The organism is Limosilactobacillus pontis (assembly GCF_002940945.1).
Lineage (GTDB): Bacteria > Bacillota > Bacilli > Lactobacillales > Lactobacillaceae > Limosilactobacillus > Limosilactobacillus pontis_A.
Genome location: NZ_PNFV01000007.1, coordinates 1 through 21,551 on the forward strand (window position 1 = coordinate 1; position 21,551 = coordinate 21,551).

18 protein-coding genes and 3 rRNA genes are annotated in these 21,551 nt (G+C 51.4%); 12 read left to right on the plus strand and 9 right to left on the minus strand.

The window, feature by feature from the left end:
* The 4 genes from CK797_RS06460 to CK797_RS06475 form a co-directional block, all read left to right on the plus strand.
* Positions 1-86, plus strand: a 16S ribosomal RNA gene (locus CK797_RS06460); the annotation flags it as partial.
* Positions 87-293: 207 nt separating this feature from the next.
* Positions 294-3,215, plus strand: a 23S ribosomal RNA gene (locus tag CK797_RS06465).
* A gap of 78 nt (positions 3,216-3,293) precedes the next feature.
* A 5S ribosomal RNA gene (rrf, locus tag CK797_RS06470) occupies positions 3,294-3,410 on the plus strand.
* A 459-nt stretch (positions 3,411-3,869) separates the two neighbouring features.
* The gene (locus CK797_RS06475; protein WP_104688944.1) at positions 3,870-4,703 is read left to right on the plus strand and encodes an AraC family transcriptional regulator; all 834 of its coding nucleotides are present in this window, start codon (positions 3,870-3,872) and stop codon (positions 4,701-4,703) included.
* A gap of 29 nt (positions 4,704-4,732) precedes the next feature.
* Here CK797_RS06475 and CK797_RS06480 read toward each other — a convergent pair whose 3' ends face one another.
* The 4 genes from CK797_RS06480 to CK797_RS06495 all read right to left on the minus strand — a co-directional run bounded on the left by CK797_RS06480 (position 4,733) and on the right by CK797_RS06495 (position 9,490).
* Entirely contained in the window at positions 4,733-5,356 is a 624-nt protein-coding gene (locus tag CK797_RS06480; RefSeq protein ID WP_104688945.1) for a YczE/YyaS/YitT family protein, read from the minus strand.
* Between the two features lie 9 nt (positions 5,357-5,365).
* Positions 5,366-7,603 (minus strand): alpha-galactosidase, encoded by a 2,238-nt coding sequence (locus CK797_RS06485; RefSeq protein WP_104688946.1) that lies wholly within the window; start codon positions 7,601-7,603, stop codon positions 5,366-5,368.
* 241 nt (positions 7,604-7,844) lie between these two features.
* Complete coding sequence (locus CK797_RS06490) at positions 7,845-8,357, minus strand: biotin transporter BioY (protein ID WP_225365036.1); 513 nt, start codon at positions 8,355-8,357, stop codon at positions 7,845-7,847.
* Between the two features lie 209 nt (positions 8,358-8,566).
* Positions 8,567-9,490 carry a DMT family transporter gene (locus CK797_RS06495; RefSeq protein WP_104688947.1) on the minus strand — a complete coding sequence of 308 codons (924 nt, stop codon included), beginning with the start codon at positions 9,488-9,490 and terminating at the stop codon, positions 8,567-8,569.
* 147 nt (positions 9,491-9,637) lie between these two features.
* Here CK797_RS06495 and CK797_RS06500 point away from each other — a divergent pair, with 147 nt between their 5' ends.
* The 6 genes from CK797_RS06500 to CK797_RS06525 all read left to right on the plus strand — a co-directional run bounded on the left by CK797_RS06500 (position 9,638) and on the right by CK797_RS06525 (position 16,093).
* Positions 9,638-10,591: an aldo/keto reductase gene (locus CK797_RS06500; protein ID WP_104688948.1), complete on the plus strand. Its 954-nt coding sequence runs from the start codon at positions 9,638-9,640 to the stop codon at positions 10,589-10,591.
* Positions 10,591-11,112, plus strand: a complete 522-nt coding sequence (locus tag CK797_RS06505; RefSeq protein ID WP_104688949.1) for a phosphatase PAP2 family protein — start codon at positions 10,591-10,593, stop codon at positions 11,110-11,112. The genes CK797_RS06500 and CK797_RS06505 overlap by 1 nt, the downstream gene beginning before the upstream one ends.
* Before the next feature lie 15 nt (positions 11,113-11,127).
* The gene (locus tag CK797_RS06510) at positions 11,128-14,013 is read left to right on the plus strand and encodes a DUF3427 domain-containing protein (RefSeq protein WP_104688950.1); all 2,886 of its coding nucleotides are present in this window, start codon (positions 11,128-11,130) and stop codon (positions 14,011-14,013) included.
* Between the two features lie 131 nt (positions 14,014-14,144).
* Entirely contained in the window at positions 14,145-14,528 is a 384-nt protein-coding gene (locus tag CK797_RS06515) for a GntR family transcriptional regulator (protein WP_104688951.1), read from the plus strand.
* Positions 14,509-15,381 (plus strand): ABC transporter ATP-binding protein, encoded by an 873-nt coding sequence (locus tag CK797_RS06520; protein WP_104688952.1) that lies wholly within the window; start codon positions 14,509-14,511, stop codon positions 15,379-15,381. The genes CK797_RS06515 and CK797_RS06520 overlap by 20 nt, the downstream gene beginning before the upstream one ends.
* Entirely contained in the window at positions 15,374-16,093 is a 720-nt protein-coding gene (locus CK797_RS06525; RefSeq protein ID WP_104688953.1) for a hypothetical protein, read from the plus strand. Before CK797_RS06520 ends, CK797_RS06525 begins: the two co-directional genes overlap by 8 nt.
* Positions 16,094-16,247: 154 nt before the next feature.
* On the opposite strand, the gene CK797_RS06530 is transcribed toward CK797_RS06525, so the two are convergent.
* The 4 genes from CK797_RS06530 to CK797_RS06545 form a co-directional block, all read right to left on the minus strand.
* Positions 16,248-16,667, minus strand: coding sequence for an Asp23/Gls24 family envelope stress response protein (locus tag CK797_RS06530; protein WP_104688954.1), 420 nt, complete (start codon positions 16,665-16,667; stop codon positions 16,248-16,250).
* A 23-nt stretch (positions 16,668-16,690) separates the two neighbouring features.
* Positions 16,691-16,882 carry a hypothetical protein gene (locus tag CK797_RS06535; RefSeq protein ID WP_104688955.1) on the minus strand — a complete coding sequence of 64 codons (192 nt, stop codon included), beginning with the start codon at positions 16,880-16,882 and terminating at the stop codon, positions 16,691-16,693.
* Positions 16,883-16,892: 10 nt separating this feature from the next.
* The gene (gene amaP, locus CK797_RS06540) at positions 16,893-17,438 is read right to left on the minus strand and encodes an alkaline shock response membrane anchor protein AmaP (protein ID WP_104688956.1); all 546 of its coding nucleotides are present in this window, start codon (positions 17,436-17,438) and stop codon (positions 16,893-16,895) included.
* 271 nt (positions 17,439-17,709) lie between these two features.
* On the minus strand, positions 17,710-19,494 hold the full coding sequence (locus CK797_RS06545; RefSeq protein WP_104688957.1) for a heavy metal translocating P-type ATPase: 1,785 nt from the start codon (positions 19,492-19,494) through the stop codon (positions 17,710-17,712).
* Between the two features lie 188 nt (positions 19,495-19,682).
* Between CK797_RS06545 and CK797_RS06550 the strand changes: the two genes are divergently transcribed.
* Positions 19,683-20,177, plus strand: coding sequence for a flavodoxin family protein (locus CK797_RS06550; protein WP_104688958.1), 495 nt, complete (start codon positions 19,683-19,685; stop codon positions 20,175-20,177).
* A gap of 16 nt (positions 20,178-20,193) precedes the next feature.
* On the opposite strand, the gene CK797_RS09210 is transcribed toward CK797_RS06550, so the two are convergent.
* Positions 20,194-20,325, minus strand: coding sequence for a hypothetical protein (locus CK797_RS09210; protein WP_263851303.1), 132 nt, complete (start codon positions 20,323-20,325; stop codon positions 20,194-20,196).
* Between the two features lie 175 nt (positions 20,326-20,500).
* Between CK797_RS09210 and CK797_RS06555 the strand changes: the two genes are divergently transcribed.
* Positions 20,501-21,502: a D-2-hydroxyacid dehydrogenase gene (locus CK797_RS06555; protein ID WP_104688959.1), complete on the plus strand. Its 1,002-nt coding sequence runs from the start codon at positions 20,501-20,503 to the stop codon at positions 21,500-21,502.
* The last annotated feature ends 49 nt before the right edge of the window (positions 21,503-21,551 follow it).

Here is a 21,551-nt window from a genome sequence, read left to right on the forward strand (position 1 = left end):
GGGAGCCGCCTAAGGCGGGACAGATGACTGGGGTGAAGTCGTAACAAGGTAGCCGTAGGAGAACCTGCGGCTGGATCACCTCCTTTCTAAGGAATAAAACGGAACCTGCACATTGTCGAAACTTTGTTTAGTTTTGAGGGGTTTACCCTCAGAGCTTGTACTTTGAAAACTAAATAATATCTAATTTCTTTATTTATTAAAAACAATAAACCGAGAACACCGCGTTATTTGAGTTTTATTAACGAAATAATCGCTAACTCAATTAATTGAGATAACCACGGAGTGGTTATCAAGGTTAAGTTATGAAGGGCGCATGGTGAATGCCTTGGTACTAGGAGCCGATGAAGGACGGGACAAACACCGATATGCTTCGGGGAGCGGTAAGTACGCTTTGATCCGGAGATTTCCGAATGGGGAAACCCAAGCACCTTAGTCGGTGCTTGCTTGACCAGTGAATCTATAGCTGGCAAGCGGTAGACGCAGTGAACTGAAACATCTCAGTAGCTGCAGGAAGAGAAAGAAAATTCGATTCCCTGAGTAGCGGCGAGCGAAAAGGGAGGAGCCCAAACCAGTGAGCTTGCTCACTGGGGTTGTAGGACTGAACATTTGAGTTACCAAAGTGCGACGTAGTCGAAACAGTTGGGAAACTGTGCCAGAGAAGGTGAGAGCCCCGTAGACGAAACGTCACACCCTCAGTTCAGGATCCTGAGTACGGCGGGACACGTGAAACCCCGTCGGAAGTAGCGAGGACCATCTCGCAAGGCTAAATACTACCTAGTGACCGATAGTGAACCAGTACCGTGAGGGAAAGGTGAAAAGCACCCCGGAAGGGGAGTGAAATAGTTCCTGAAACCATGTGCCTACAAGCTGTCGGAGCCCGTTAATGGGTGACGGCGTGCCTCTTGCAGAATGAACCGGCGAGTTATGATTGCATGCAAGGTTAAGGTGGAAAAACCGGAGCCGTAGCGAAAGCGAGTCTTAAATGGGCGTAAGAAGTATGTAGTTATAGACCCGAAACCAGGTGACCTACCCATGTCCAGGTTGAAGGTGCGGTAAAGCGCACTGGAGGACCGAACCCGTGTCAGTTGAAAATGGCTGGGATGAGGTGTGGGTAGCGGTGAAATTCCAAACGAACTTGGAGATAGCTGGTTCTCTCCGAAATCTCTTTAGGGGGAGCCTTGAGGTAAGAATCGTGGAGGTAGAGCTACTGTTTGGACAAGGGGCCCGTCATGGGTTACCAACTTCAGATAAACTCCGAATGCCATNGATTTATCCTCAGGAGTCAGACGATGAGTGATAAGATCCACCGTCGAAAGGGGAACAGCCCAGATCACCAGTTAAGGTCCCTAAATATATGCTAAGTGGAAAAGGATGTGGAGTTGCATAGACAACTAGGATGTTGGCTCAGAAGCAGCCACCATTTAAAGAGTGCGTAATAGCTCACTAGTCGAGTGATCCTGCGCCGAAAATGTACCGGGGCTAAGCATATTACCGAAACTGTGGATGTGCACTTCGTGCACGTGATAGGAGAGCGTTCTAAGGGCGGCGAAGTCAGACCGTGAGGACTGGTGGAGCGCTTAGAAGTGAGAATGCCGGTATGAGTAGCGAAAGACAGGTGAGAATCCTGTCCACCGAATGACTAAGGTTTCCTGGGGAAGGCTCGTCCTCCCAGGGTAAGTCGGGACCTAAGCTGAGGCCGAAAGGCGTAGGCGATGGATAACAGGTTGAGATTCCTGTACCAGTTAACTGCGTTTGAATGATGGAGGGACGCAGGAGGCTAAGCGATCCGCACGATTGGAAGAGTGCGGTCAAGCAGCGAGTCAGGAGTTGAGTCAAATGCTTAACTTCGGGTTGACAAGCTGTGATGAGGAGTGAACTTAAAGTAACGAAGTCGCTGATGTCACACTGCCGAGAAAAGCTTCTAGTGAGTAGTTAACTGCCCGTACCGCAAACCGACACAGGTAGTCGAGGAGAGAATCCTAAGGTGAGCGAGAGAACTCTCGTTAAGGAACTCGGCAAAATGACCCCGTAACTTCGGAAGAAGGGGTGCTGGCCGCAAGGCCAGCCGCAGTGAAAAGGCCCAGGCGACTGTTTATCAAAAACACAGGTTTCTGCAAAATCGTAAGATGAAGTATAGGGGCTGACGCCTGCCCGGTGCTGGAAGGTTAAAAGGATGGGTTAGCTTCGGCGAAGCTCAGAATTGAAGCCCCAGTAAACGGCGGCCGTAACTATAACGGTCCTAAGGTAGCGAAATTCCTTGTCGGGTAAGTTCCGACCCGCACGAAAGGCGTAACGATCTGGGCACTGTCTCAACGAGAGACTCGGTGAAATTGAAATCCCTGTGAAGATGCAGGGTACCCGCGACAGGACGGAAAGACCCCATGGAGCTTTACTGTAGCTTGATATTGAGTGTTTGTACTGCTTGTACAGGATAGGTAGGAGCCGTAGAAAGCGGAACGCTAGTTTCGCTGGAGGCGCTGGTGGGATACTACCCTTGCATTATGACCACTCTAACCCGCAGCACTAAGCGTGCTGGGAGACAGTGTCAGGTGGGCAGTTTGACTGGGGCGGTCGCCTCCCAAAAGGTAACGGAGGCGCCCAAAGGTTCGCTCAGAATGGTTGGAAATCATTCGCAGAGTGTAAAGGCACAAGCGAGCTTGACTGCGAGACAGACAGGTCGAGCAGGGACGAAAGTCGGGCTTAGTGATCCGGTGGTTCCGCATGGAAGGGCCATCGCTCAACGGATAAAAGCTACCCTGGGGATAACAGGCTTATCTCCCCCAAGAGTCCACATCGACGGGGAGGTTTGGCACCTCGATGTCGGCTCATCGCATCCTGGGGCTGTAGTCGGTCCCAAGGGTTGGGCTGTTCGCCCATTAAAGCGGTACGCGAGCTGGGTTCAGAACGTCGTGAGACAGTTCGGTCCCTATCCGTCGCGGGCGTAGGAAATTTGAGAGGACCTGTCCTTAGTACGAGAGGACCGGGATGGACATACCGCTGGTGTACCAGTTGTTCCGCCAGGAGCATCGCTGGGTAGCTATGTATGGACGAGATAAACGCTGAAAGCATCTAAGTGTGAAACTCGCCTCGAGATGAGATTTCCCATTCCAATATGGAAGTAAGACCCCACAGAGATGATGTGGTAGATAGGATGGAAGTGGAAGTGCAGTGATGCATGGAGCGGACCATTACTAATCGGTCGAGGACTTAACCAAGCAGAAGCGGTTAGGTTTGTTGGTGAGATTGGATATTGTTTAGTTTTGAGAGCACAAGCTCTCACCCGAAGAGGGTAGTGTGGTGATGATGGCTTGAAGGATACACCTGTTCCCATGCCGAACACAGTAGTTAAGCTTCAACACGCCGAAAGTAGTTGGGGGATCGCTCCCTGCGAGGATAGGACGTTGCCACGCAATGATAAAGGAGTGATGATCACGTCGATCATCACTCCTTTTTTGTACTTATATTATCAGCCCCTTGATAATAAGTTCCGTTGAACACTTTTGAGGTTGGATAGTTGCCTCGATTCACCTTATGGTAATTGATAGTCAGAATCAGGAATTGATAATAATGAGAGACGTAGTTTAAATCATTATCGAAAAATAGAAAGAGATGGAGTGTTTTAATTAAGTTGGAATTAAAACTATATTGTGACCAGTAGTGATCGTATTTAGACAGCCTAGCCAGTGTATGGACTAATTTTCATAAGTACTTGAAGACACATTACCGATGAGAGGCCCCTAGCTCCTATTTATGGCCTAATACGTATTTGATTAAACGTGCTGGGCAGGCTTATACGGAAGAGGGATAAATTTTTATGGTATCGTCATTCAAATGAATGGCGTAAACTAGAGGAAAAGGGGGCGGAGAAAATGGAAAAAGCCATAGCGTTTGATTACTCACCAGCTAAGGATAGTCTGCTGGGAATCACCTCAGTAGGGCGGTCAGATACAATGGCTGGGCACTGTTTTGGTCCTGCTGTCCGCCCGTACTACCTGATTCACTATATTCTGGCTGGTTCTGGAACCTTCCGAGTGAACGGAATCGACTATCACCTGCATTCGGGGCAGGGGTTCTTCATTGAGCCAAACTACCAAACCTATTATTTTGCTGACGAACTGACACCCTGGTCATATGTCTGGCTGGGGTTCGTTGGAGACTATGCGACCGCTTTGATTAAGCAGCTGGCGATCTCGGAGCAGTCCCCCATCTTTAATAATGATCATTATTATGAGCTAGCTGACTGCGTCAATCAGATTATCCAGCACCCGTTGACGAGCCCGGCCGCGGAATTAAGAGCCAATAGCAATCTTCTTCGCTTCTTGAGCCTGATTGCTGACTCAACGGTAGTCAGTGATTATCAGTCGGCACAACAGAACCCTTATGTCGACCGAGCGATTTCTTACCTAGCCCAGCATGTTGCAACGGCTTCGGCCGACCAATTGGCTCAGGTAGTGAATCTAGACCGAAGTTATCTCAGTACTCTTTTTAAGCGGGCTACTGACCTGACTCCGGGGCAGTACATTCGGAATTTTCGGATTACCAAGGCCCGACACCTTCTTGAATCTTCATCGTTACCGATTGAGGAAGTGGCACAACAGTGCGGTTATGATCATGCTAACTCCTTTACCAGGATCTTTAAGCGGATCTATGGAATAACGCCCCGGGAATACCGGAAGCAGGTACGAAACCAAAATTCAAAATAAGCGACTGATTACTGGTCAGTCGCTTATTTTTATATCACGGCGCGTTGCCCGCGGGACAATAGGGGTTCAGCCAGATGCGTACGGAACCATTGGGTGAGTGGCCCCATGAACAGGGCGGTAATGATCGTTCCCACACCGAGGGTGACGTTGAAAAGAAAACCGACCAGGACACAGAGACCGTCAGTGATCATCCGACAGTACTTGAAAGGTAGGAGCCGGTATTGGTAAGCGGCAATCAAGGCGATGGCGTCGTAAGCTGAGACCCCCAGATCGGCGGTGAAGTAGAGAGCCGCGGCCAGGCAGGTAAATACAATTGCCATTGCCATCAGACCACTGCGCACGATTAAACTTGGGTGGGGTAGCATGAGGTCGAGCAGGTGGTGCATTGCGTCTGCTGCCACTCCGGTGAAGAAGAGGTTGATCACGGTGGCTATTCCGATGTAGTGTTTCTTTAGGATGAAGACCATGAGGAGAAGGGCCCCTGTTAGGATCAGATAAAAGGTCGAGTAGGTCGAACTAAATATGTTGGCAATTCCGGTCACAAAGCAAGTGAAGGGATCAACGCCGAGGTTTGCCTTCTGCAGCATACCGACGCAGAAGCCGCAGAGTACCACGCCACAGAAGGCCATGATGATTCGTCTTAATTGATACATAGTTTCACCTTAATCTTTCTTTACCTCAAAGATGAACAGCCGGCTGTAGAAATCAGGGACATCACGAGTGGCTGCCGATTGTTCCGACTCGGCATCCGAGGTAACCAGGCCGATATTAGCTAGTTCACTACCAGTGTAAGTTCCGCAGTCGTGACCGCCTTCTTCGTGAACCCGGTATTTCTGGTCCGCCAGCAAGCCGGGGACCCGCTGGAGCCGGTATGGGGCGTTAACATCGTTGAGGACCTTGAAATAGCCCATTGCTGCCTGTTGCTGGTCGGGGCTCACTACCAACCAGGCAGTGATATTGCTAGTAAATGGACTCTTCAGCCGATAAAAGCGGCCAAATTGGAAGAGCACCCGATAGTGTTTCATCAGCTTGACCTGATTCTTGATCTGGGCCAACTCGTCCGGCCGTAGTTTAGTCAGGTCGAGCTCATAACCAAGGTCACCGAAGAAGGCTACGTCGCCGCGGGTCTTCAGTGGGGTGTAGCGGTTGACCTGTTCGTTAGGGCAAACAGAAACGTGAGCACCCATCGAGCTAATCGGGTAACAGTACGAAGTTCCCGCCTGGATCTTGAGCCGTTCGATAGCGTCAGAGTCGTCACTCGTCCAAGCTTGTGGCGCGTAATACAACATTCCGGCGTCAAAGCGTCCTCCGCCTGAGGCACAGGACTCAAAGAGGATCTTTGGAAACTCCTGAATCAGCTGCTCGTACAGGCGGTAGGCCCCGAGAATGTAGCGGTGGAAGATCTCTCCCTGTTGATCCGCAGGAAAGGCCGCCGAGAAACATTCAGTGATGTTACGGTTCATATCCCATTTAACGTAATCGACATGACCGTCGCGCAGGACTTTGGCGATCAGATTATAGACGTAATCAACGACTTCCGGCCGGGAGAAGTCGAGGACATATTGGTGTCGTCCCTGAGACGGGTGCCGATCGGGAGTCTGGATGATGTAGTCTGGGTGGTGACGATAGAGTTCACTGTCCCGGTTGGTCATCTCGGGTTCAAACCAGAGGCCAAACATCATCCCCAGCCGGTGGATTCGATCAGCCAAGCCGCTGATCCCGTTGGGGAGCCGGTCACGGTTAACCCACCAATCACCGAGTCCGGCTGTCTCGGTAGTCCGCTTGCCGAACCAGCCGTCATCAAGGACGAATAGTTCAATGCCAAGCTCATGGGCTTGCTTAGCTAGCTGGACTAGCTTACCTTCTGTAAAGTCGAAGTAGGTGGCCTCCCAGTTATTGATCAGGATCGGTCGCGGCCGATCTCGCCAGTAGCCGCGGGCTAGACGTCGCTGGTAGAGTCGGTGATAGGTCTGGCTAAGCTGGTTAAGGCCGTTGCTGGTGTAGACCATTACTGCCTCGGGGGTCTGAAATTTCTGGCCGGGCGCTAGTTTCCAGGAAAAGTGGAAGGGGTTGATTCCCATTTGAACGCGGGTAACTTGATAGGCGTCGACCTGGGCCTGAGCGAGGAAGTTCCCGCTGTAGACGAGGGAGAAACCATATGCCTCACCCTGAAATTCATCGGTATGAGGCCGCTTCAGAATCACAAACGGGTTCTGCATGTGGCTGGATGCGCCCCTGGTGCTACCGACAGATTGGATGCCGGGCCGCAGGTGGGTGCATTTCAGTTGCCGTTCCCGTCCCCAGGCACCGGAGAACTGTAACCAGTCGTAGTTATCATCGGGAAGGTCAAGATTCATGCTCATTGCGGTAGTTAGCTGGTAGTCCTGATCGCTGTGGTTGGCAAAACGGACACTGCGGGTGATCGCATCGTAGTCGGCAAAAATTGTGTAGGTGAGGGTCAGGTCGACGTTGATTACATCATCGTGAAGGATAATCTCCAGGGTGGTAGCCTCGTCGTTATTTTCGACATAGGTGGCGGGGAGGTCGGCTAGTTTAGGCTTTCCGGCGTAAATCCGGTGGGATCGGTAGCGGAAGTTGGTTACCGTGCTACCGTTGGGCTGCTTAACCTCGACGGCTGGCATTCGATAGTCTGTCGTTCCGTAAGCCGGGTACTCTTGCTTGACGTTGCCGAGAGAAAAGTCATAGTCATCATCGTAAACGTAGCTCATCACTGGCCGATAGCCGTTTTCGACCAGGTAGGAATGGTCGGCACGGTCGGGAACCCGCCGGCCAAAGTAGAGCTGACCGAGTTGGTCGTTGCGCAGAACCTTAATGATATAGCTGATCCGGTCGTTAAACAGGTGAAATTCCTGACTGTTTTGATGAAACTTGATTGGCATATCGATGACACTCCTTTTCCTTAATTCAGCTCGATTGTAGCGCTTTCATTTGTGAGCGAGAACAAGTGAATGTGGGAAGAAGTGCACATTTTGTGGGATTACAGAATTAGAAAAGTTGAGGAACAACGCTAATTTTCTTATTCTTAAATATGAAAATCCGAACCACGATTTTGGCTTTTTCAAAAATCATGGTTCGGATTTTTTCTTGTTTAGATAAGGCAGCCCGAGGGCCTAGATACAATCACTGATTAACTTTTAGTCGCTGGGCAACAATAACAACAAGAAAAAGCTTAAGGATCCCGGGAATAACAAATGGAGCTACGCCGATTGTTATTGCTTGCGAAAGTGTCAGGTGATTAGTGGGGATTAGCCATAAGGCACCGATGACGAGTTGGCTGCTTGCTCCTAAAAGGTTGGCTAGGCAGATCGTCACCGTGGTGCGTGTTGTTAGACCTAGAATACAACTTGTAATTAAGCCGTAAATAAGGAAACCAATTAAGTACCCACCGAGGGGACTCAGGAGGACTGGCAGGCCACCACTAAAGTTTGAAAAAACTGGTAGGCCAATGGTCCCAATTAAGAGGTAGGTGAGGATTGTTAAAAGACAATCCGATAACGGCAGTAGAGTTGCGATCATTCCAATGGCAAAGGTTTGCAGAGTCAGAGGAATGCCGGGAAGTGGGATCGTAACCTGTGAACAGATGATGAGGATTGCGAGCATCATTGCATTTAATGTTAACTGTTTGGTTTTCAATTAATTTGCTCCTCGGTAAGATTTAATATTAGTTTGTACAGTCGATTAATCGGGTTAAGCTGGGACTGGGAATTAACTTATTCAAGAGCTAAATTATCAGTCGTTTGTAGCCAAATAGCCTTACTCCGTTCGCTAGGCTTGAAAACTCTGATTACGACGCCAAACAAATCTATTAGGATTTTAACAATTAAACTCCATAAGGCTGAAAACTAATTATGGGATTTTTGATGGTTGAAAAGGGTCATGATCTTCTGTAGCGGAACGGCCTGGAGAAAGGTGGTTAAGAGGATTAGCAGAGAGCCGCTGACAGCCGCCAGAGTCATTCGGGTGCCAAGAAGAGTGACCGCCAGCAGAGTTGCCACGAGGGGCTCAAAGGCACTGAGGATTCCTGTGACTGATGGTGATATGTAACGGATGCTTTGCAGAAACATCGTGTAGGAAAACATCGTACCTCCGATGACGATGTAGCAGATCAGCCACCAGTCACCGCTGGCTAGGTGGGGCCAGGGGATAGTGAACAAGGATGGCGCGAGGATGATTCCGCTGACCAGCATGGCGAGTCCGCAGACGGCCAGGGAATCGTAGTGCTCCAGCAGTGGCCGGGGCAACAGTGTATAGAGGGCGGCTGCTCCGGCGCACCAAAGTCCCCAGAAAAGGGCCACTGGAGTCAATGTTAATGTGTTGAGGTGACCGCCCGTTACCAGGTAGAAAGTCCCAATCAGGGCGATTATGATTGAGACACAGTCAATCCGCCGGGGCCACTGACGCTGGGCAATGGCTAGCCAAATGATGATAATTACCGGCTGGAGGTACTGGATTACCGTTGCCGTGGGGGCGTTGCTAAACTTGACAGCTAAAAAGTAGGTCAGCTGCGAGTTCATCATTCCCAGGATGGCAAAGGCCAGCAGGTAGCCCAGGTTGCGCCGTCGGTGGATTAGGGCCCGGACTTGGTGGGGTGCTCGCGCGATCGAGATAGCGGTTAAGAGAATTCCCGCTGTTAGCAGGCGGACTGTGACCAGCCAGGTGGTCGAAATATTGGTAGTGGAAAAGAGGTATTGGGCGGCGGCGCCGGAGCCGCCCCAGAGTGAGGCACCGCCGGCCGCCAGTAGTACGCCCTTGGTTTGTTGGTTCATGTGGTTACTCCTCCCTAATTGATTAATCTAAGTTAACACAGATTGGGGGTGGCGACTAGCCAGTTGACGGATTTGCCTAGTAAAATTTCCAGGAAACGTTTAAGATTATTAGTGATGTTAACCAAGGATAATGAGGAGGAAAGGGCAATGAAAACAGTCAAGATTGGCAACAGTAACTGGCGGGCCTCAAACGTAGCGCTCGGCATCATGAGGATGGGGACGCTGCCGGTAGCCAAGGCGGTGGTGGCCTTGCAGACGGCCCATGATGTCGGTATAAATTTCATTGACTCGGCGGACATCTATGGCAATGATCCGCAGTTAGGTCGGGGATCCTCAGAGATTCACTTTGGCCAGGCCTTCAAGCAAAGCGGGCTTTGTCGTGATGACTTCTATATCCAGTCAAAGGGCGGCTTGTACGCTAATGCGGATAACAAGATTACTCGCTACGACTCCTCCAAGCACCAGTTGATTAGTGCTGTGGACGGGATTCTCAACCGGATGGGGATCGACTACCTGGACTCGTTCTTGATCCACCGGCCTGATCCATTGATGGAGCTTGATGAAATTGCGGCAGCTTTCGACGAGCTTCAGATGGCCGGTAAGGTGCGGCACTTTGGGGTTTCTAACTTCAATCCCCAGCAGATTGCCATGCTTCAGGCGGCACTGAACCAGAAACTGCTGGTCGATCAGGTCCAGTTCGGCCTGGCCCACACTGAGATGATCGATTTCGGTCTCCACACCAACATGACAGATGACCGAGCAATTAACCGCGATGGCGGACTGATCGAGTATACCCGGCGCGTTCAGATGACAATTCAGACCTGGTCACCATTTCAGTACGGTACTTTTGCGGGAACTTTCATCAACAGTGATAAGTTCCCGGCGTTAAATGATGAACTGGACAAGCTGGCTGCCAAGTACGGTGTCAGCAAGAACGCAATTGCGGTGGCCTGGATTCTTCGCCATCCGGCTCACATGCAGGTCCTCTTAGGGACGATGAATCCTGATCACATTAGGGATAGCGCGGCTGGGAGCGATGTGACTCTCACCCGGCAGGAGTGGTATGACCTCTACCTGGCCGCCGGGAATGATCTGCCATAATGGCCCGGGACTATGCGGCCTTCTATCGCCGCCTGAGCGCTCCCTTCCGGCACCATCCGCGGTGGACAGCAGCCCTGTGCCTTGCCAACCGTGGAATTGAGGTCATTATGTACGGCGCCTACCTGATTATGGGTGCCAGTTTAGCCTGGTGGGGACTTACCACAGGCTGGCCCGGTGCCTGGTCACGTCTCCTCCGATTGGTACTAATTCCGGGAAGTGGATTTGTCCTGCTCTCCTTTGTTCGCCAGCATCTGAACGCGCCACGACCCTATGAACAGTGGCCAATCGACCCGTTGATTGCTCGGGAGAAGACTGGTGACTCCTTTCCGAGCCGTCACGTTTTCTCGGCGACGGTAATTGCGGTGGCTGCCTTATGGATCAACTGGTACTGGGGCCTGGTGCTTCTGGCACTGGCGGCCCTGCTGGCGGTTATTCGGGTGATCGGCGGTGTTCACTACCCCCGCGACGTGATGGTGGGCGCCCTCTGTGGCCTGGTGATAGGCAGCCTATTGTTTTGGTAAGATGCGGGTCTGGGAATGACCAGGCCCTTTCGCTTTGAGAAAGGGGAATCAACCGTGGAGATATTAAAAAACGCTATTCTCAACGGCCTGTATGACCAGCACTACCGGGGCCACGAGTTGTTGGCGCCGGCACTGTTGGACAACCAATTTGGTGACCAGCTTTGGCTGAGTCTGCGGCGGGAACTGCTGATCTGTCGGGGCTTTACCTGGGCAGTGGCCTTCATTACCCCGAATATGCTGGTGCCCTTTAAGGTTGTGATGGCTGACCTGGCCGCTAAGGGGGTGGCTGGGACGATCATCACCGGCGACTACCTGGGTTTCAATTCACCAACCGTTTTTGCTGAATTGCTGAAAATTCCCAATTTGACTGTTAGGATCGCCCAGTCGGCCGGCTTTCATGCCAAGGGCTACCTTTTTGACCATGATGGTTACCAGACGGCCTACATCGGTAGTGCCAATTTCACCCGGTCAGCTCTGTTAAAAAATACGGAGTGGGTATTACGGGTGAGTTCGGCGACTGATGCAGCCCTAACGGCCCAGGTTGAACGGCAGCTCACGGTGTTAAATCAGACTAGTCAGCTGCTTGATGATCACTGGTTAGCCGACTACCAAGCTAGGTGGGTACCACCGGTTCATCCTGCAGCCAAACGCGTTCAGTCATCGCTAATTACCCCAAACGCCATGCAAACAGCGGCGTTACGTGAGCTCCATGCCCTGGTAGCAGCTGGTGAACACCGTGGCCTGGTGGTTTCGGCTACGGGAACGGGAAAGACTTACTTGGGAGCTTTTGCAGTCAAAGACTTCCGGCCCCGGCGCTTTCTCTACGTGGTCCATCGAGAACAGATTGCCCGCAAGTCGCTGACCAGCTTCCAGCGGGTGATTGGTGGCCCGGCTAGCGACTATGGGATGCTGACCGGTGGCCGGCATGATTGGAATGCCAAGTACCTGTTTGCGACCGTTCAGACCCTGAGTCAGCCTGAGGTCATAAAGCGTTTGGGTCCCGTCGCTTTTGACTACATCCTGATTGACGAGGCCCATCGAGTGGCAGCGCCGAGCTATCAGCGGGTGCTGGACCATTTTCAGCCGCAATTTTGGCTAGGGATGACGGCCACCCCAGATCGGCCAGATAATCAAGATGTTTATGCGGCCTTTGACTATCACTTGGCCTACGAGATTCGCTTACAGGACGCTTTGGAGGCGGGAATGTTAGCACCTTTTCACTATGTTGGTGTTCAAGACTACGTTACGCCTGCCGGTGAGTTAATTGATGACACGGCTAGTCTTCATCGCTTGGTTGCCAGCGAACGGGTTCGCTATGTTCTCGACCAATTAGATTATTATGGTTATTGTGGCCAGCAGCCGCGGGGCCTAGTCTTCTGTTCCCGTCAGGAGGAGGCTCACGAGCTGGCTGCCAAATTTAGTGCTGCTGGCCATCCCGCCGTGGCGCTGACCAACACGGATAGTCCGACCCGTCGGCGAACTGCAGTTGACCGACTGGAGGCAGGAAAACTGGAGTATATCATTACGGTGGACCTCTTCAACGAAGGAATCGATATTCCGTCGCTGAATCAAATCGTGATGCTGCGCAACACCCAATCAGCGATCGTCTTCCTCCAGCAGCTCGGTCGGGGGTTGCGGAAGTATCCGGGCAAGGATTATGTCACTGTCCTGGACTTCATTGGTAACTATAAGAACAACTACTTGATCCCGCTGGCCCTCAACCACGACACCAGCCGCGATGTTGACAGTGCCCAAGCAGAAACCCGCCTGCCGGGAATCATCGGCGTGTCAACGATTAACTTCAACCGGGTCGCTACCGCCCAGATTTTAACATCATTGGCTCAGACAAAGTTGGATTCGATGCGGGCCCTCCGCCAATCCTACCAGGAATTGAAGAACAAGATTGGTCGGGTTCCCTACCTTTATGACTTTTACCGCTACGGGTCAACAGCGCCCCAAGTTTTCGCCAACAACCCACGATTAGCCCATTATGGTAGCTTTCTAGTTAAAATGGGTGAAGCGGTGACGTTAAGTTCCTACGATAATAGGGTCCTGTCCTTTGTCACTAAAGAGCTGCTTAATGGGAAGCGTCCTCACGAGCTCCTCCTCTTGGACGAACTGCTCAACTACGGTACGTGCTCGCTTACTCACCTGCGGGAACGCTGGCGGGCGGTTGGGGCCTACGATACTCCGGCGGTCCGTCAATCAGTAGCTGATATTTTAACCCTCAGCTTTTTTGATGTGAAGGCGGGGAAGGAGACCAAGAAAGCCCGCTACGGTGGGCGACCACTGCTTGTGACGACCCCGGATGGCTATCAGTGGAATGCGCAGCTCGCTGATGACCTAGGTAGCAATCCGGAGTTTTACCGCCTAATGACGGATGCGGTCACGACTGGGCTGACCCTTAGCCATAACTATGACCCGGGGCAGATGTTCACGCCTGGCCACCGTTACGATCGCCGTGACGTTTGCCGCCTGTTGAACTGGCCCTTGGACGTTAGCGCGCCCATGTATGGCTACCGGGTAGCGGATGGTGAGTGTCCAATCTTTATCACCTACCACAAGAAGGATACGGACCAGCGCAACGCGGTTTACAACAATGAACTTCGTGATGGCCAGTCCCTACGATGGTATACTCGAAGTCCCCGCCATTTGGACTCACCTGAGGTTCAACAACTCCTGGCCGGGGTGGGCACGGACCAGCCCGCAGTAACACTGCGCCTCTTTGTGAAGCGCAGCGATGCGGCTGGTAAGCAGTTCTATTATCTTGGCACCGCCAAAATTGCCCCAGGTTCGGTACGTGAGGAGTTGCTCGGTCCAAAGGAAAAGGCGGCGGTGGGGATGGACCTTGTATTGGACCGGCCGCTGACGCCGCGAATGTACGAGCTGTTATTTGACTAACTAGAGATTCTCGTGAGCAAGAAATGAGGTGACTCACGGGAATTTTTCATTTTAAACTTGCTTTTATACCTTACCGCTTATATACTTAGTTACATGAGTAATTAACCAAGTAACTAAAGAGAGGTGATCCTGTGCAATTCGATTTTGATGATTCCGCACCGTTGTATCAGCAATTAGCAGCTCAGATCGAGGAAATGATCTTTACCGGTGGGTTTGACGAAGAAACCCAGGTACCATCGACGACCCAACTGTCCCAACAGCTCCATATCAACCCGGCCACAGTTCTTAAGGGGATGAATATGCTGGTTGACGAGGGACTTTTGGAGAAGCGACGGGGGCTGGGGATGTTTGTTCGTCCCGGGGCTCGACAGAAGATCATGGAACGCCGCAAGGATAATTTCTACAATGACTATGTCAAGAAGCTCCTGGTGGAGGCCGCCAAGCTTGGTATCACCAAGGAGCACCTGATTGAACTGATCGAACGGGGGGAACAAGATGGAACAATTAAGCATTAGTCACATTTCAAAGAAATTTGGCCGTCAGCTGGTCTTGGATGATGTTTCGTTTACTCTAGCGCCAGCCAAGATTTATGGCCTGCTTGGGCGTAATGGGGCCGGAAAGTCGACCTTGTTGAACATTATTACCAACCGGATTTTCCCAACGGCTGGGACAGTCAAGTTGGGGACCGAGGACGCCAATAACAACGATGACGTCCTCGGGCGAATGTTCTTGATGAGTGAGGCCAACCTCTACCCTAAACGGACCAGTATTCGGCGGACCTTTGACCTGGCCAACGAGGCTTACGGACAGTTCAACTATCAGACCGCGGCCCGGCAGCTGCGGGAGTTTGGCCTCAATGACCAGCAGCATATTAACGACCTATCGACTGGGCAGCAAACAATTGCCAAGCTGGTGCTGGCCCTTAACGTCGACGCGGACTATATCCTGATGGATGAACCAGTCCTCGGCCTCGATGCTACCCACCGGGATATCTTTTATAAGGAACTGCTAAAGTCCTACCAGGCTAAGCCACGGACCTTCGTTCTATCAACTCACTTGATTTCGGAGATCGCACAGCTGGTGGAGCACGTGATTATTATCGACCAGCACAAGGTGATTGCCGATGACCAGGTTCAGCACCTGCTTGATCGGGCCTACACCGTCAGCGGGCCAGCTAAACTGGTCGATGAGTACACGGCTGGCCTACGGGTCTTAGCCAGTGAGGATCTGGGTAATATTCGGACGGCCTACCTTCTGGACGATCTTGACGACCAGCGGACTATTCCTGATCAGGTTAAACTCGGTCATTACGACCTGCAACACCTGTTCATCTACTTAACGAACGGAGGCGAACGCAACGATGATTAATACGAAACAGAAAATGGTTGCTAGCAACGTCTTTCATCGCCTAGGCTTGGCGGCCTTGATCATGGTGGCATGGATTGTTGGCTTTGAGTTGGTAACCTACCTGATCGGCCTGGCTTTCAGCCATAATTTAACCTCCTTTTTGGTTAGCCTGCAGGGAATCCCGGAGACACTGGTGGCTTTCCTGCCGGTCATTCTCGTGGCCTACTTCCTGGTTACCCCCTATAGTGACTTCAAGTGGGCGATTCAAAATGGCATCTCCCGCTCAACTCTTTGGCAGGGGCGGCTGATTGCTCTCCTGCTCAGTTCAACGCTGGTCTATCTTGTGGACGAGCTTCTGACGATGGCATATCGGCCACTCGGCGATTGGCAAGAGATTCTGATTAACTTTGGTGGTCTTCTGACGATGGTTTTCACATGCCAAGCGATTGGGAACGGCTTCAGTCTCTTGAATCGGAAATGGAAGGTAATCGTTGGTATTGGCCTGCCGGTAGTAGCAGTCATCCTGCTGATGATGCTGGTGAGCGGGTTAAGCAACCTAAGTACGGGGATGCTGCCGACCTACCAGCATGACCATTTTGTTGGTCCGTTGGCCTGGGTCTTCAATTTGACATTATCCCCAGCCACCCCATGGATAGTCTGGGCAATCTACCTGGCTATTATCATTTATCTGACCAAGTTGTTCAACGACCACCTGCAACTGCGGCGGGACTAATAAACGCTATGCGTACAGTACACAAATGGGCTCCGAAGCTCGGTAAAACCGAACTCTGGAGCCCTATTTGTGTTTTACAGACGGGGGCGCAGTCATAAATGACCTCAGTCACGTTCCCGTGCGTGTATTAACGATGTTGTCGACTGTTCCTTTGCTATGCGATCTTTTTCTCGTCCTTGTTATTATTGGCCAGTTCTTCCTTGGTTTTAACGTCGTTGATGTGAAGCTCGAACTTGACCAGCTTCAGCCCAGTCATCTGTTCTAGGGCCGTAGCAACTTCCTGGCAGGCGGCCTTGAAGATCTCGGGGGCGGACTTGCCATACTCGATAGTGGCATCCATCTTAACGGCGGCTTGCTTTTCTCCGGCGTCAACCTTGATCCCCTTAGTAACGTTGGTGCCGGACGTCACCTTGTCAGCAAATTCGCTGAACATATTGCCGTCGAGGGAAACAATCCCGGGAACCCGACTAACAGTAATTCCGGCGATCTTCTCAATTACCTGGTCATCAAAAGTTAGTTGTTGGTCAACAGCGTTTTTAGTTGTTGGTTGGTTAGTTTGATTAGTGGTTGTCATAGTGTAATTCCTCCTATAAATGGTTAGTTACTGATCTTTTCGAGCATCTTACTCGTAAATTTGTTGAGAGAATATCCCATGATGTCGAGAACATAGCCAATGGTACCGAGAATTAGGGTAGTCAATAGGATTGCCAGCATGGGGAGAAATCCCCAGGCGACCCAGCTGACACTGATGATCAGACCGATTACCACGAATATTATTGTGAGTTTCATTGCGCACCTCCTAGACGATCGCGACGTATTGCTTGTGACTGTATGGCTTTAAGTTAACCTTTAATTTGCGCAGATCAATGTCGAACTGCTGCTTCAAGTTTTGGGCAATCGTGTGTTGAATGTTGCGTCGCAGGAGCTGGGGATTGGAACGCTGGGAAAGCATCCCACCCACAGTGACGTCTGCCTGCTGACTGTTACGGTGCATTTTAACCTTGACGTCAGTGTTGTAGAGGTCGTAATCGGCCAGGGCGAGGCAAAGATTCTTCTCTACGGCGGTCTGGTCAACCCGCATCTGGTAGGGACCATCGTGGACAATGGTCATCTTCTTGGTTGTGGTTGGCCGGAAGACTGCGATCCCGATCGTCACCAGGGCGATCAGGAGCAAGTAACTGGCAATCACGACCATGGTGACCTGTCCCGGGTTGGTCGCTAGCCAGCCAAGGACAACTTGCGCCCAGGCTTGATCTTGAAAGTACCAGAGAAGGATTCCTCCACCAGCAACTAGCGCCTGAATTAGGAAGGCCCAGAATGCCCACCATTTTTTCCATGCTGCCATCCGCATCACTCCTTTCGTTTGAACTACTGTTACTGCTTTTGCTATGTTTCAACTATAACAGGTTTCTAACTAAATTATGTGATTTTCAAAGCTTCTAAATGCATTCTTAATTATGACATGACGTAATTTGAATAACTACATGGATATAGAAACGCAAAAGGACACTTTTAGCTGATTGGCCTATTATCTACGGGACTGGGTAAATGAAAACGCCCACGACGAATCGTGAGCGTTGGACAGTAACTAATATGTTGCAATTTTGACCTTGTATCTACCGAGCCTTTAGTGCCCACAAGATCGAGACGGTGTCGATAACCTCTTGGAGCATGGCACCGACAAATGCCGGGATAATTCCGGTGGTAGCAACCAGCATCAAGAAGGTACAGATGGCAATTCCAATCAGGACCGCCTGCTTGGCGATCTTGATGGTGTCTTTGGAAATGGCAACGGCCTTGGCAACCTTATAGAGATCGTCTTTTAGGATTACCACCTCTGCTGATTCACTGGCGGCTGATGACCCATGAGCCCCCATGGCGATTCCAACATCGGCTGTCGCAAGTGATGGTGCATCATTTACTCCGTCACCAACCATGAAGACCGGATGGAGGTTGGCCGGGATGTTCTTGAGGGCTGTAATTTTATCCTGAGGCAGGAGATCGGCCGCGATGTTGGTAATGCCAACCTGATTGGCAACCTGGTCGGCAATGGCGCGCTGGTCACCAGTCAGCATCACCAGATTGGTGACGCCGAGTTTACGCAGGGTGGTCATCATCCGTGCGGCTTCCGGCCGAATATGATCGGTGAACGTGATGGCCCCATAGTAGTTGCCATCGATGCTGACGTAGATTGCGGTGGTCTTTAGCGGAAGTTGATCACTCTGGGGCGCAACGTATTTTAACTTGCCAACCTTGATCTGATGCCCAGCAATGGTAGCAGCGATTCCTTTTCCGGTGGATTCAACCAGATTGGTAACGGCAAGGAGCTTAACCGCATGCTGGCTGGTGTAGGCCAGTAGGGACCGAGCAAGGATGTGGGATGACCCTTGTTCGGCACTGGCGGCAAACTGGAGGAGGCGGTTCCGATCAGCATCGTTGCTGGGAAGTACATCATCTACTGATAGCTGGCCGCTAGTGATTGTCCCGGTTTTGTCAAAAGCACCGGTCTTGGCAGCAGCCAGCTTTTCCAGAACACTCCCGGTTTTGACGACGACCCCATTCCGTGATGCTCGACTCATCCCCGATACCATTGCCACCGGGGCAGCTAGAATCAAGGGACACGGCGAGGCAACAACCAGGACCTCCGCAAACCGTCGCGGATCCTTAGAGATCCACCAGGCGGCCAGTGAGATTAAAACGGCGATAATGGTGAAGGGGACTGCATACCGGTCAGCCAGCCGGACAAAGTGGGCCGGGGTATTTTCGGCCTCTTTGACCAGCTTAACCAGCTGTTGATACTGACTGTCCTTAGCCAGTTTGATAACAGCGATGGTGACGGCACTGTCACCGTTGACTGATCCGGACATTACCTCGTCACCGACTCCCTTGTCAACCGGTTTGGATTCCCCAGTCAGTGAGGACTCGTTAAACAGGCCGGATCCCTTGATGATCTTGCCATCGACGGGAACCAGCTCGCCGGGTTTGACCAGGACGTCCTGACCGATCTGGACATCATCGACCTTGACATCCGTGCTACCATCGTCAGTGATAACGTGGGCCACCTGGGGTGAGTTATCAAGTAAGGACTTAAGTTCCGTGTTGGCTTTTTTGGCGGCGTAGTCTTCCAGAGCATCACCCCCAGTCAGCATAACCAGGATGACCATTGCGGCCCAGTACTCACTGACGGCCAGGGTGGCAACTACAGCCAAGATCGCTAGCAAGTCAACCCCGTACTTGCCGGAACGCAGGGTTTTGATCATACCGATGAACATGTTTAGTGCTACGGCAGCTCCAACCACGCTGACCAGGGCCTGGGCGAACAGCGGTTCGTGAAAGACATATTGGAGGAGGAGGGCCACGGCCGCAATCACGAGGATTAAGATTAGTTTCTGCTTACTTATTTGATAAACGGTTCATAATAAACCATCCTCCTATAATAAAGATTATTAACTTCATTATAGGTGATTTATGATTTTATAACAAGTGTTACTAAAAAAGATTATGAAAAAACCGCCTGGCGGCAAAATGGTTGTCACCGGGCGGCGGATTCGTTAAGGTAAAGGTGAGTAAATAGAAAGGGTGAGATCTGATGAAGATTATTGTGATTTCAGGCAGCGCCCACGCCAACGGGGCATCGACCTACCTGGCTGACCGTTTTATTGCCGGGGCTATCGCGGCTGGCCATCAGGTCGACCGCTACAACGTGGTTGACCACCAAACTAACTTCGTCATGGTGGCGGAAAATGAGGATCCAATTCCCCAGGATGATGATGGTGCCCAGCTCTTGAATAAGGTTGTCGCCGCCGACCTGGTGGTGTTGGTGACCCCGGTCTACTACTACGCGATGAGTTCACTGCTCAAGACCGTCATTGACCGTTTCTATGAAGTTAACGCGGAACTGAAGCAGACCGCCAAGCAGGTCATGATGTTCGCGACAGCCTATGACCCAGATGAGCACGTTTTCGACTCGATGAAGATCAACTACGGCCAGTTGGTTGACTATCTTGGCTGGCATGATGCTGGGACCATGGCGCCCTGGCCCATCCCCAGATTGATCAATACGGCCAGCGGGCTTATGACTTAGGAGCCCAGCTGAAAGGTTAGCGTCGGTTATTGAAATAAAAGGCCAGGACAATCAACAGTGCGATGACGATGATTGCCAGACGGGGGTCAGTCTTGAATAACTCATGCATGGCGTGGATTTGGCCGATACCAAGGGGCAGATTGAACATATTAACAACTCCTTTTTCATCAATTATGCCGGTGGCGATGTTGCAGGGCAAGCAAAAAGGTTCTTTTATGTTTGGATAAAATAGTTGGCTTTAACGGTCAATTCCGGGATAATGGTCTTGAGGAAGGGTTATCCTCGCGATGCTAGTTGCTGCACAACGAAATGGAGGAACGCTAATGATTAAAATTTATGCTTACAGTATTCGTAAGGATGAGGAACCATACCTGAAGGAGTGGGCAGCTGCCCATCCGGAAGTTACTGTTGACTATACCAGTGATCTGCTGACGCCGCAGACCGCTAAGCAGGCAGCAGGCGCTGATGGGGTGGTGGTCTACCAACAGCTGGACTACACGCCAGAAACCCTGCGCGCCTTAGCCGATGAGGGGATCACCAAGATGTCCTTGCGGAATGTTGGTGTCGACAATATTGACATGGCCACCGCTAAGGAGTTGGGGTTTGAGATTACCAACGTTCCAGTTTACTCGCCGAATGCAATTGCCGAGCATGCCGCTATCCAGACGGCTCGGATCTTACGGCAGACCAAGGTTTTGGACCGTAAGATTGAGAGCGGGGACCTGCGCTGGGCACCAACGATCGGACGTGAGGTCCGTGACCAAACGGTAGGGGTAATTGGAACCGGACACATCGGCCAGGTCTACATGCAGATTGTGGAAGGATTCGGGGCCAAGGTGATTGCCTACGATGTCTTCCATGATCCGAAGCTTGAGGCGGCTGGCTACTATGTTGATTCCCTGGACGACATCTACGCCCAGGCGGACGTGGTTTCCCTTCACGTGCCAGCACTGAAGAACACCATCAAGATGATCAACGACGAGACACTTACCAAGATGAAGGACAACGCCGTTCTGGTTAACGTTTCCCGAGGCGCCCTGGTGGACACAGACGCGGTGGTCCGTGCCCTGGACAGTGGAAAGCTCTTTGGCTTCGTGATGGATACCTACGAAGACGAGGTTGGGATCTTCAACGCCGACTGGCGAGGGAAGAAATTCCCAGATGCCCGGCTTAAGGACCTGATCGATCGGCCAAATGTCCTGGTTACGCCGCACACCGCTTTTTATACTACCCATGCGGTGCGCAACATGGTGGTGAAGGCCTTGGATAACAACCTAGCCTTGGTTAAAGGGGAGACGCCGGCAACTCCAGTCAAGGTTGATTAATAAATAATTAACAAACGGGTTTCAGCACGGCTGGGACCCTTTTTAAATT